The sequence below is a fragment of the Paenibacillus sp. NPDC058177 genome (genome assembly GCF_042883835.1).
In the GTDB taxonomy this organism is placed as follows: Bacteria; Bacillota; Bacilli; order Paenibacillales; family Paenibacillaceae; genus Paenibacillus_AQ; species Paenibacillus_AQ agri.
In genome coordinates, this window is sequence record NZ_JBHVVB010000005.1 from 372,142 (window position 1) to 384,547 (window position 12,406).

Below are 12,406 nucleotides of genomic sequence, written 5' to 3' on the forward strand. Positions count from 1 at the left end.
AATAAAGAAGGGCCACCTCCGCAGAAAATCTGCAGCGGCGCCCTTCCTGGTTACATCCTGCTAAGAGGCACTCAATCTTGCGTACGAGTCGCAATAAACCACTGGTTGCCATGGGGATCTCTAATGCCGGCACCCCGTTCACCATAGGGTTTATCCACCGGCTCATCAATAATGATCCCACCGGACTCCAGGCATTTTAGATAGGTTTTGTCCACGTCACTAACATATAGATGAATGGTTTGCTGCACAGGCGGATATTTCTTATTGGCTTCGGACAACTCGATCATCGAATCCCCGATTCGGAGTTCGGCATGCTTGATCCGCCCGTCGTCGCTGCGCAGCATATCAATGATCCGGGCCTCAAAACAATGCACTACAAAATCTACCAAGCGGTCAGCATTAGATACAATAAAATAAGGAGTAACCGTCTGAAGCCCGTTTCTTACATAGTGTGGTGACATCTGTTGCTTCCTCCTTCACAACTGAATAAGAAAGCCCGCTGAGTCCGTCGCTATGCGTGGGGCATCCACATATAACAAGGCTATCAAACGGGCTGGATAATGATTTACTGGAATACCGGCTCCCGGAATTGAGCTAACTTGGCAGCTGAATCCTTCTCCACGTCAGCATGCAGACTGTTCCCGTGAGCGTCCATCGTGACGATGGCTGCGAAGCCATCCACCTGCAGATGCCACATGGCTTCCGGAATTCCAAACTCCATGAAATCCACAGCGTTAACTTTCTTAATGCATTCCGCATAATATTGCGCAGCTCCGCCAATGGCATTGAGGTACACGCCGCCGTGTTCCTGCAAAGCCTTCAATGTTTTGGATCCCATACCGCCTTTACCAATAACGGCACGGATACCAAATTTCTTCAGAATATCACCTTGGTATGGCTCCTCCCGGATGCTGGTGGTCGGACCCGCCGCTTTTACATGCCAGCCTTCCTCATCCTTGAGCATAACCGGACCACAGTGATAAATCACTGCGCCATTGAGATCCACCGGCGCTTCGTGATCCATCAGGTATTTATGCAATGCATCACGTCCAGTGTGCATCTCGCCTGACAAAATGACTACATCTCCGACCCGCAGGCTGCGAACGTCCTCTTCGCTGATTGGTGTCGTCAGACGCACTTCTCGTGAACCGCCTGTAGCTGTCCCGGAACCTGCATTTTCCAAACCGCTACCCGCACCGTGACTTGAAGTAATCGATGGCACAGAGACGCTACCTGCTTCGGAAGACTCCGACAAAGCCGCCACAGGAACTGCAGCCTCGGTGCCATCTTCCACGGAGATTCCAGTTCCACTTTCGTAAAGCCATTCTGTGATTCCGCCCGTAGTTGGATCGACCAGCACCCCTTGACGGCGGAAAGCCCAGCAGTTATAGGCAACGGAGACAAAGAAGCTCGCCGGAAGTCGGTTCATCACACCAACCTTGCAGCCCAGCAGCGTCACTTCGCCGCCAAAGCCCATCGTCCCAATCCCCAGCTTGTTGGCATTCTCTAAAATATAGTCTTCCAGCTTCTGCAAATCTTCCGACGGATTGACATCATCGACCTTACGGAACAGCTGTTTCTTCGCCAATTCATAACCCGTTGTGCGGTCACCGCCAATGCCAACACCGATGAATCCGGCACTGCATCCCTGACCCTGCGCTTGATACACCGCATGCAGGATACATTTGCGGATACCATCCAGATCACGTCCTGCTTTGCCCAGTCCTTCTAGTTCGGCTGGAAGGCTGTACTGAATATTTTTGTTTTCGCAGCCGCCACCTTTAAGAATGAGCCTGACATCTATGCCTTCTTCTTCCCATTGTTCAAAATGAATCACTGGCGTTCCGGCCCCAAGATTATCTCCGCTGTTCTCCCCTGTGAGCGAGTCTACAGAGTTCGGGCGCAGCTTGCCATTCTTGGTCGCTCTTTGCACAGCGCTGAAGATATCCTTCTTCATCTCGATCTGGTTGATACCCACTGGTGTGTGGATGATAAAGGTAGGCATGCCTGTGTCCTGACAGATCGGCGAAGTCTGCTGCTCTGCCATGCCGATATTTTGCGCAATCGTGGCGAGTGCCAGCCCCGATCGGGTCGCCCGGTCTTCAAGTGCACGTCCCTTGGCAACCGCCCGCCGGACATCACCCGGCAGATTCGTGGAAGTCTCTACAATCAGGTTATAAATGCTGTCTTCAAATTGCTGCATGCTTCATCAGGCTCCTCTCAGTCCTAGGTTGTCTCAGGTCTATTTATAATTAATATAATATCATATTGAGCCTCGTATGAAAGGGTTTACTTTAAATTTGACAGGTTGACCATCTACACTTTATACCTCCCGCTGCACACCAAAAAAGCGCCTCTCCAAATCCTGTTCAAGGATAGGATAGACGCTTCTGTTATAACCTCCAAATACGCTTAACCGTTAACAACCTCGCCACCGTTGACATGAATAACCTGTCCGGTTACATATGTCGAGTCGTCGGAGGCCAAATAAACATAGGCCGGTGCCAGCTCTTCTGGCTGTCCCGGGCGTTTCATCGGCTGAGTGGCTCCGAATTCACTAACCTGCTGCGCATCAAAGGTGGATGGAATCAGCGGAGTCCAGATTGGCCCAGGCGCGACCCCATTGACCCGAATACCCTTATCGGCTAAATTAGCGGACAGTGAACGGGTAAAGCTAAGAATCGCCCCTTTGGTGGATGAATAGTCCAGCAACTGCGGGCTTCCGCGATAAGCCGTAATGGAAGTCGTGTTGATGATCGTTGAGCCTTCTTTTAAATGCGGCATAGCTGCCTTCGTTAAATAGAACATGGAGAAAATATTCGTACGGAAGGTCCGCTCGAGCTGCTCAGAGGTTATGTCCTCTATTTTATCCTGCGGATGCTGCTCTGCGGCATTATTAATGAGAATATCCAGTTTGCCGAGACCGTCCACAGATTTATTGATTAAATCCTGGCAAAAGGCCTCCACGCCGATATCCCCGGAGATCAGGATGCATTTACGCCCCTCCTGCTCCACCTGACGTTTAGTCTCTTCTGCATCCGAATGTTCGTTGAGGTAGGAAATGACCACATCGGCCCCTTCTTTGGCAAAAAGAACTGCCACCGCCCGGCCAATCCCGCTGTCCCCCCCGGTAATTAACGCTGCCTTGCCCAGCAGCTTGCCTGCCGCCTTATAACCCTTCGGCTCATACTCAGGACGTGGATTCATTTGACTCTCGATACCGGGCTGGCTTTGTTGCTCCTGTGGGGGTAAAGTCTTCTTCGTCTGCTTGCTATCTGACATCTTCCCTGTCTCCTTTCGCGGTGCAATTGGATGTAAGCTGATCATCTTAGGATGGCTCAAGGGTCCATGTTTATGCGTTACTGACAGTTTGGCCTGTCTTTACGTTATGTTACTTACCACACATTGGAGTGGATCAAACATAGCAGCTCAACAAGAGGAGAATAGAAAATTTATTATTTTTCACGCCAAAAAGACCGCCTCTCGTCAGCCATGCTCACAAGTAACGGTCTTTTATCCGCTTTCAATCTGTTCCATGCAGAACTAGATAATTTGGTTGTACACCATAAAGAATACCATCAATAACAGAACCACCATTAATAGTGCACTCATGGTACGGATTTTCGCAGTCTCGCCCGAGACATCACGATTCTCGCGCATACCGGCAGCGGCCAGACGCAGCGGCTTGCTCATAATGCCACCCAGGGCAAACATCGCAAGCAACAGCACAACCACGATAATCATCCACGGTACAGAGTACTCACCTTTGGTCATCATGTAACCACCAGTCAGTAGTTGAATAACCAATCCATACTGGGCAAAACGGTTAAATCCGCCAATCGCGCTGAGCGTACCTTCTTTAGCAGCTGGTGACAGCTTCTCCGCACGTCCCAGAATAAAAGGCAGTACCAGATAAAATCCCAACGCCAGAGTCCCGATCATATGTAAGAAAAACAAAATCTTCCCGTCCATAACCTACCTCCTCCTGTATTCATTGTGATAAAAGTTATATCACTATCAATTATACCCAATATCAATAGCCAAGAAAAGGATATCGGGATGAAATTGGAAGGTTGTTTGAGAAAAGGAGGTGTTTGGGGAGAGGGTTGGTGGTATGCTCCCGGATGGGGAGCGACGACAATGGCTAAAGTGTACGCGAGTCTAATTAAATTTCAATCCACGCTCCCACATGGGGAGCGACATCTATCGGACAGCAGATACTCACTGCGGTAAAAAACATTTCAATCCACGCTCCCACATGGGGAGCGACCGACGAAACGTGTACTACCGTAGCTTATTAGGTATTTCAATCCACGCTCCCACATGGGGAGCGACCTATTTTACCATTACGGACATGCGCATTTTGTCATTTCAATCCACGCTCCCACATGGGGAGCGACACGCTGCTGGACAATAATCGCGGCGATGGAATGAAATTTCAATCCACGCTCCCACATGGGGAGCGACGGTTCCCGCTGACCGGATTTCTTGTACCCGTTACTATTTCAATCCACGCTCCCACATGGGGAGCGACAGTGTAAACTCTTCGGAATCCCCAACGCTTACGAGATTTCAATCCACGCTCCCACATGGGGAGCGACCTTTTTTCTGTATAAATCGATTCGACCATCATGATTTCAATCCACGCTCCCACATGGGGAGCGACAAACTGATTCAAGTAATTTATCAGCTTCTGCTATTTCAATCCACGCTCCCACATGGGGAGCGACTTGGTCGGATTGGCTTAGTGCTCAATAGTATTCAGATTTCAATCCACGCTCCCACATGGGGAGCGACTGTGCTTGCTCCGGCGTATAACCCCGCCGAAGGTAATTTCAATCCACGCTCCCACATGGGGAGCGACCCCAAACTCGACTCAGCAGCCACTTGATTACCATATTTCAATCCACGCTCCCACATGGGGAGCGACTTAGTAAGGAAACCATGCAGCACGGGCAAAAACAATTTCAATCCACGCTCCCACATGGGGAGCGACAAGACCCCGAAGGGTCTACTTTCCATATAGTATGCATTTCAATCCACGCTCCCACATGGGGAGCGACGAGTACGCAAGCAAGTTGAAAACGGCAGAAGAAATTTCAATCCACGCTCCCACATGGGGAGCGACGCGTGTCATAGTCGACATTGTTTTACCCCTCTCAATTTCAATCCACGCTCCCACATGGGGAGCGACTAATATTTTTGCAGGGGGTGGGGTGATTGCCCATTTCAATCCACGCTCCCACATGGGGAGCGACTTTTTCCCTTGTTTGATTTCTGGTACAGATTCCAATATTTCAATCCACGCTCCCACATGGGGAGCGACATTAATTTTGTTCGCGCTGTCCTCAATCATTTTCTATTTCAATCCACGCTCCCACATGGGGAGCGACTTTTGACAATCCGGGAACGAAGCGATGAATAGAGATTTCAATCCACGCTCCCACATGGGGAGCGACATGTCAGCGATGTTAAACAAGTCTTAGAGTTCATATTTCAATCCACGCTCCCACATGGGGAGCGACAGCAATTTTCACCCATAAAAAGGTAAAATACCTTATTTGGGGCGAAAAATTACTCATTAACCCCAGCCTAAAGGGTAAAACCACACTTTACCAACAAAGAAATATACAATTAATGTAATATTCGTGGTGCGGAAGACCCGGGATTTTTATGTGAGCTATACATTCGCACTGCCATTTGCAACGTACAAAGTCCATCGCCTCATATGCAAATTGAGTGATAACGTCGCTGGCATCGTTATATTTTCTCTTTACAAGATTCTCCATCTTTTTTCAAAATCCTTGTTTTGCGATCTATCTCAAAATCAGTACTCGCTTCGTGTTTCGTATTATAACGGACTCCAGAGACGTTATTCCTTCCGATCGACCACTTTTAGGAAAATAACGGACTCCAGAGACCCTATGAACAGAAATCCGGTTAAAAATCCGCTGTTTGGGAGGAAATAACGTCACCTGAGTCCATTACATATTCCAAGGGCAACTTAATGTATAAATAACGACCATAGGGTCCGTTAGCGCCCTTGCAAGAGCTTCAATCCTCTGAAACGGTTGTTTTACGAAATTGTTCAGACCAAGTTGTTCAGACAGAGCTGGTTTGACGAGTTTGCTTTTACGAAGCTATTTTGGCAAGCACTGATAGTGATGTCGAGCCTCTTTCTATATACAAAAAAGCACCCGAAAGCCTTCAATGGCTTCCGGGTGCTCTTCCCTTCAACATTTACCGCAACTCAGACTGTAATGATGTTCGTTACGTCACGTACGGATTCTGCCGATTTATCCAAGGCAGCCTTCTCTTCAGAAGTCAGCTCCAGTTCAAAAATCTGCTCAATCCCGCCAGCCCCAAGCCGTGTAGGAACGCCCATGAACAAGTTCTCATAGCCGTATTCACCTTCCAGCAGGGCAATGACCGGAATGATCCGCTTCTTGTCCTTGAGAATGGCTTCAGTCATCTGCACCAGCGAAGCCGCCGGCGCGTAGTAGGCACTACCGTTGCCCAGCAGGTTGACGATCTCACCACCGCCCACACGGGTGCGCTGCACGATTGCTTCGATGCGCTCCGCTGGAATAAGTGTGTCGATAGGGATGCCGCCGACGCTGGAATAACGAACCAACGGCACCATATCATCGCCATGGCCGCCCAGTACAAAGCCGCGCACATCCTCAACAGAGACGTCAAGCTCCTCGGCGATAAAAGTACAATAGCGTGCGGTATCCAGCACACCTGATTGTCCGATGACGCGATTTTTCGGGAATCCCAGGGTCTTATAAGCCACATAAGTCATAGCATCCACAGGATTACTCAGAATAATTACGATGGATTCCGGGGCTACACGCTTCACATTTTCACATACTGATTTCACAATCCCGGCGTTCGTGTTGACTAGATCATCACGGCTCATCCCCGGCTTACGGGCAATCCCCGCTGTTATGATCACAATGTCAGAATCCGCGGCATCTTCATAGTTCGACGTACCGGTAATCTGACTATCGAACTTCTGCACAGGACTGGCTTCCATCATATCAAGTGCTTTGCCTTTAGTCGGATTCTCAAGCTGGGGAATATCAAGCAGCACCACATTACCAAGCTCCTTCTGAGCCAGCATAAGTGCTGTGGTAGCACCGGTGAACCCGGCACCCACGATTGTAATTTTATACCGTTTGATAGCCACCATTTATCCTCCTAGATCGGTTTTGACGGGACAGCCGGACTAATTCGTCCATGACTGTCACCGGCGCACTCTTACATGTGGTTGATAACTTCGTCAGCGAATGCGGAGCATTTCAGCTCAGTAGCGCCTTCCATCAAGCGGGCAAAGTCATAAGTAACGGTCTTGTTGTTGATTGCAGTCTCCATGCCTTTGTAGATCAGATCAGCAGCTTCCTGCCAGCCCAGGTGCTCAAGCAACATAACGCCGGAGAGGATAACCGAACCTGGATTTACAACGTCTTTATCTGCATATTTAGGAGCTGTACCATGGGTCGCTTCGAAAATAGCATGTCCTGTCACATAGTTGATATTCGCTCCTGGAGCGATACCAATACCGCCGATTTGCGCAGCCAGTGCGTCGGACAGATAGTCACCGTTCAGGTTCAGTGTTGCAATGACGTCAAAGTCCGTAGGACGAGTCAACACTTGTTGCAGCGCGATGTCTGCAATGGCATCCTTGATGATGATTTTGCCAGCTTCTTCGGCTTCTTTCTGTGCAGCATTCGCAGCAGCTTCGCCGTCGCGATCCTTGATTACATCGTATTGGTTCCAAGTGAATACTTTATCGCCGAACTCCTGTTCAGCTACTTCGTAACCCCAGTTCTTGAAGGCACCTTCGGTGAACTTCATGATGTTGCCTTTATGCACCAGCGTAACGCTCTTGCGTCCGTGCTTGATTGCATATTCTACAGCAGCGCGTACCAGACGCTTGGAACCTTCGGAGGATACTGGCTTGATGCCGATACCGGAAGTTTCCGGGAAGCGGATCTTGTTCACATTCATCTCTTTTTGCAGGAATTCGATCACTTTCTTCACTTCTGCCGAACCTTCCTGATACTCGATACCAGCATAAATATCTTCCGTATTCTCACGGAAAATAACCATATCTACCAGTTCAGGACGTTTTACAGGGGAAGGTACGCCGTCAAAATAACGTACTGGGCGCAGACATGTATACAAATCCAGCTCCTGGCGCAGGGCCACGTTCAGGGAACGAATACCTCCGCCGATTGGCGTAGTCAGCGGTCCTTTGATCGCTACAATATATTCGCGGATAGCTTCCAGCGTATCGTTCGGCAGCCATTCACCATATGTATTGAAGGCCTTCTCGCCGGCAAAAACTTCGTACCAAGCAATCTGCTTCGAACCGCCGTAAGCCTTAGCTACTGCAGCATCGAGCACTCGTTTGGAGGCTTTCCAAATGTCACGGCCAGTGCCGTCGCCTTCAATGAATGGAATGATCGGCGTATTCGGAACAACCAGCTTGCCGTCCTCTATCGTAATTTGTTCGCCCTCTGTCGGCAATTCGTATTTTTCCAGTTTCAACATTTGTTTGTACTCCTCCCAATATTTTGTGATATGAATCATATACTTTAAAAATTACGGCGCGTACGCTTGGCTCTAATTCTACTAAAAGAGAGGAGCGGCCTGCAAGGCCGCCCTATCTTTCGTCGACCGGAACGTATGTCTGCTCTAGCAGACCGGTGTACTCTGCACGCGGACGGATCAGGCGGTTATCCTCATATTGCTCCAGGATATGCGCTGTCCATCCCGATGTCCGGCTGATGGCAAAGATCGGCGTGAACAGTTCACGCTCAATGCCCAGCTGGGTATAAACGGAAGCGGAATAGAAATCGACGTTAGGTCTCAGGCCCTTCTCGCCGGTAATCAATTCTTCGATCTTCACTGACATTTCGTACAGCTCAGTATTGCCTTTCATAGTTCCAAGCTCCCGGGACATCTTCATCAGGTGCTTGGCGCGAGGATCCCCGTTCTTGTAGACACGGTGCCCGAAGCCCATAATCTTCTCCCGACGCTCCAGCTTGCCGCGCACGTAAGGCTCTACGGATTCAATACCGCCAATTTCCTCCAGCATCTTCATAACGGCTTCATTCGCTCCACCGTGCAGCGGGCCTTTCAAGGCACCGATCGCGGAGGTAACGCCAGAGTAGATATCTGAAAGGGTTGCTACAGTTACACGACCAGCAAAAGTGGACGCATTGAGCTCATGGTCAGCATGCAGCACCAGCGCAGTGTCCAGTGCCTTGACAGAAATCTCATCCGGGTCCTGGCCACGGAGCATATACAGGAAGTTCTCAGCTACTGAGACGCCTTCCTTTGGAGCTACAGGTTCCAGCCCTTTGCGAATACGTGACAACGCAGCAACGAGAGTCGGAATTTGTGCCTGTAGCTTCACCGCCTTGATTCGGTTGGCTTCACGGCTCATATCGTCTGCCGACTCATCATAAAGAGCGAGGCTTGAGACCGCAGAGCGCAGTGCAGCCATTGTGCTGGCATCTTTGGGATACAGCTTCATTTGGGCAATAACCTGCTCCGGAACCGGTGCGAATGCACTAAGATCACGCTGCAATACCTGCAGCTCAGCGGCTGTCGGTAGCTTGCCAAACCATAGCAAAAAAGCGGTTTCTTCAAAAGTAGCATGTTCCGCAAGATCGTCAATATCGTACCCGCGGTACGTGAGCACACCATCCACAATCGAGCTGATGGAAGAAGTGGTTGCGACGATGCCTTCCAGGCCTTTGATAGCTGTCATAGTACATCTCTCCTTTGCCAACAAGGGTATAAATGCCATTAGGGTTCATGAAAACATTTACAATTTGAAGGATTAAAACATTAGGTAATAAAGACATTAAAAACGGTCGTATGCGGAGAAAGAAACGCCTCGAAGTACATCATATAATCATCATAACGGATTTTGACGGTTATGTGAACAACATGGAAGCTTACCCGCGCATCAAATGATTTTATCGGAGAGATAGAAAAATAAATATGAAACGCTGTTTCATGATTACGCTTTCAGTGTATAAGGGTGATTTTCGCATCCTTTTCATCTGCCGTTTTTAGTCTTTATCGTTGCTCTATGAATATACATAGTACGAGCATTCACATCCTGCAAGGTTACCCTTGCGCCAGAGGAAAGGAGGTAACAACATATGGACCGTCTGGTGCTAAAAAGAGTCCTGCGCGGCCTGTGGGTAGTTCTGGCTGCCGTCATCTTGGTGCTGGCCACCTATGTACTGCTCCCGCTCCTCTACCCTCTGCTGCTGGCTTGGCTGCTCGCCTATATCATGCACCCCCTGGTGCTTCTGCTTAAGGATCTAAGGCTTCCCGGCTGGCTCGCCGTCTCGCTGTCGCTGCTATTTTATATTGGAGGTACCGCTCTAGTACTGACCGCACTGATTACACGGCTCGTCAAGGAGCTGATCGTGCTGCTGCAGACCTTCAATTTACATACTGACCAGTGGCGGGAACTGCTGCTATCCTGGAGCCGCAACGCCAGTATTCAGAATATTATCAACCAAATCAACCAGTTCTATCAGGACAATCCCGGCTATCACGCCACCATCGACAGCAATATTAGCCGTACCACCGAAACGGTCGGTTATGCTGTGACCCAACTCGTGACAGGGTTCTTCAACGTCATTCTGAAACTGATTTCCGCCTTACCCAGCGTCGGCACCATTACCGTCGTGGTCGTCCTGGCTGCATTCTTCCTCAGTACCAGTTGGGATCGTCATAACGGTCGAATAACCAAATGGTTGCCTGCACCGCTGCTCAAGCCCGTCTCGGATATTTGGCAGGATCTGCGCAAGGCATTGTTCGGTTACATCCGGGCACAGTTTATCCTGATCTCTATCACCGCAGTCATTGTCATTGCCGGTTTAGTGGTGCTGGGTGTGAAGTCAGCGTTTGCTATCGGGCTCATGATCGGTATTGTCGATCTGCTTCCCTACCTTGGGGTGGGCATCGTTATGATCCCCTGGTTAGTCTATTCCTACATGACCGGCAATCTGGCACTCGGTATCGGGCTATCGGTGCTCTACGGGATCATTCTCATTACCCGCCAGGTGTTGGAGCCAAAAGTCCTCGCCAGCAGCGTCGGGCTTGATCCGCTCGCCATGCTGATCGGCATGTTCGCCGGCCTTCAACTGTTTGGGATGCTGGGACTGATACTCGGTCCGGTCCTCCTTGTGACGTTAAATGCTTTTAATCGGGCCGGTGTTTTCCACGTGTTGCACAACTACATTGTCAGCGGCCGGCTCCGGTGAATACGAGTTGTTGCAGGCTAATGCCCAGCACATGCGAACCATAGCCACGGGTCGGCTTCGGTGAATACGAATTGTTGCAGGCTAGTGCCCAGCACATGCGAACCATAGCCACGGCTGGTTCCAATGAAGGCAAGCAGTCTCAGAGCGTGCAAAGTAAATGATAGGATGGAAATGAAGATGGGAGTCGGCATGGAAAGAAACGATGAGGAAAGTGTGGAAACGCTCAGGAGTGCGGGGAATGCTGAGAAAGCGGGGAACGCTCAGGACCGTGGGGCATGCTCAGATACGCGGGGTAGCTCAGGAGTGCGGGGTATGCCCAGGAACGCGGAGTAGCTCAGATACGCGGAGTAGCTCAGATACGCGGGGTAGCTCAGATACGCGGGGGAGCTCAGAATCGCGGGGGAGCTCAGAATCGCGGGGTAGCTCAGAAACGCAGGGGAGCTCAGAAACGCGGAGTAGCTCAGAAACGCGGAGTAGCTCAGAAACGCGGGGGAGCTCAGAAACGCGGGGTATGCTCAGGAGTGCGGGGTAGCTCAGAAACGCGGGGTATGCTCAGGAGTGCGGGGTATGCTCAGGAGTGCGGGGTAGCTCAGAAACGCGGGGTATGCTCAGGAGTGCGGGGTATGCCCAGAAACGTGGTGTATGCTGCGGTAAGCCGGGAATACTGCGGAAAAATGGATGATGCATGAGATCGGGGGTGGAGATCCGAGATTGAGAGTAGTAATCGGAAACTGTGTGAGCGAAAGCGATCGCCTGAAGGCTTTCTATAGGAAATCCAGCCGCAAGCACAGTTTGTCTCTAGATTTAAACCACTACAAGCGGTAAAATATAAGAAATCTAAAGGCAAATGCAACCAAAAGCGCTATCCCCACCGGAGCGCCAACGATTCTTAGGCTAGGCGAAGAACTTATAATGTTACCGAAATGTAATTAACGACATTTTTGTACCTTAAATATTCGCTACTAAGGGTTAGGTGGAGATTAAAGGCAATATTGTACCTTAATTCTTCCACAATAGCCCCTTTCAGCATGATTTTTCGAAAATAAGATACAATAATGCCCTTATTTCCCTCATTTACTTATTTTCCAGAAAAATAAGGTACAAAA

The 12,406-nt window shown here is 49.8% G+C and carries 8 protein-coding genes and 1 CRISPR repeat array; of the genes, 1 reads left to right on the top strand and 7 read right to left on the bottom strand.

What is annotated here, in order from left to right; genetic code table 11:
• Positions 1–71: 71 nt before the first annotated feature.
• The 7 genes from ACFVU8_RS21135 to citZ form a co-directional block, all read right to left on the bottom strand.
• Positions 72–461 carry a VOC family protein gene (locus ACFVU8_RS21135; protein WP_387430000.1) on the bottom strand — a complete coding sequence of 130 codons (390 nt, stop codon included), beginning with the start codon at positions 459–461 and terminating at the stop codon, positions 72–74.
• 104 nt (positions 462–565) lie between these two features.
• On the bottom strand, positions 566–2,203 hold the full coding sequence (locus ACFVU8_RS21140) for a fumarate hydratase (protein WP_387430002.1): 1,638 nt from the start codon (positions 2,201–2,203) through the stop codon (positions 566–568).
• Positions 2,204–2,412: 209 nt separating this feature from the next.
• A complete protein-coding gene (locus tag ACFVU8_RS21145; RefSeq protein WP_387430004.1) occupies positions 2,413–3,282 on the bottom strand; it encodes an SDR family oxidoreductase in 870 nt (289 codons plus the stop codon).
• Positions 3,283–3,543: 261 nt separating this feature from the next.
• Positions 3,544–3,972: a hypothetical protein gene (locus ACFVU8_RS21150; protein WP_175374268.1), complete on the bottom strand. Its 429-nt coding sequence runs from the start codon at positions 3,970–3,972 to the stop codon at positions 3,544–3,546.
• A 197-nt stretch (positions 3,973–4,169) separates the two neighbouring features.
• Positions 4,170–5,525: a CRISPR direct-repeat array (repeat unit 32 nt; unit sequence ATTTCAATCCACGCTCCCACATGGGGAGCGAC).
• Positions 5,526–6,250: 725 nt separating this feature from the next.
• Positions 6,251–7,192 carry a malate dehydrogenase gene (mdh, locus tag ACFVU8_RS21155; RefSeq protein WP_175374267.1) on the bottom strand — a complete coding sequence of 314 codons (942 nt, stop codon included), beginning with the start codon at positions 7,190–7,192 and terminating at the stop codon, positions 6,251–6,253.
• Positions 7,193–7,263: 71 nt separating this feature from the next.
• Positions 7,264–8,559 (bottom strand): NADP-dependent isocitrate dehydrogenase, encoded by a 1,296-nt coding sequence (gene icd / locus ACFVU8_RS21160; RefSeq protein ID WP_379464917.1) that lies wholly within the window; start codon positions 8,557–8,559, stop codon positions 7,264–7,266.
• 112 nt (positions 8,560–8,671) lie between these two features.
• Positions 8,672–9,784, bottom strand: a complete 1,113-nt coding sequence (gene citZ, locus ACFVU8_RS21165; protein ID WP_387430006.1) for a citrate synthase — start codon at positions 9,782–9,784, stop codon at positions 8,672–8,674.
• Between the two features lie 400 nt (positions 9,785–10,184).
• On the opposite strand from citZ, the gene ytvI reads away from it, so the two are divergent.
• Complete coding sequence (gene ytvI, locus ACFVU8_RS21170) at positions 10,185–11,300, top strand: sporulation integral membrane protein YtvI (protein WP_387430008.1); 1,116 nt, start codon at positions 10,185–10,187, stop codon at positions 11,298–11,300.
• Positions 11,301–12,406 lie beyond the last annotated feature (1,106 nt).

What these genes read in the sequence shown, in the direction of transcription:
- ACFVU8_RS21135 (WP_387430000.1), bottom strand. Translation starts at nt 461, where the DNA reads ATGTCACCACACTATGTAAGAAACGGGCTTCAGACGGTTACTCCTTAT.
- ACFVU8_RS21140 (WP_387430002.1), bottom strand. Translation starts at nt 2,203, where the DNA reads ATGCAGCAATTTGAAGACAGCATTTATAACCTGATTGTAGAGACTTCC.
- ACFVU8_RS21145 (WP_387430004.1), bottom strand. Translation starts at nt 3,282, where the DNA reads ATGTCAGATAGCAAGCAGACGAAGAAGACTTTACCCCCACAGGAGCAA.
- ACFVU8_RS21150 (WP_175374268.1), bottom strand. Translation starts at nt 3,972, where the DNA reads ATGGACGGGAAGATTTTGTTTTTCTTACATATGATCGGGACTCTGGCG.
- icd (WP_379464917.1), bottom strand. Translation starts at nt 8,559, where the DNA reads ATGTTGAAACTGGAAAAATACGAATTGCCGACAGAGGGCGAACAAATT.
- citZ (WP_387430006.1), bottom strand. Translation starts at nt 9,784, where the DNA reads ATGACAGCTATCAAAGGCCTGGAAGGCATCGTCGCAACCACTTCTTCC.
- ytvI (WP_387430008.1), top strand. Translation starts at nt 10,185, where the DNA reads ATGGACCGTCTGGTGCTAAAAAGAGTCCTGCGCGGCCTGTGGGTAGTT.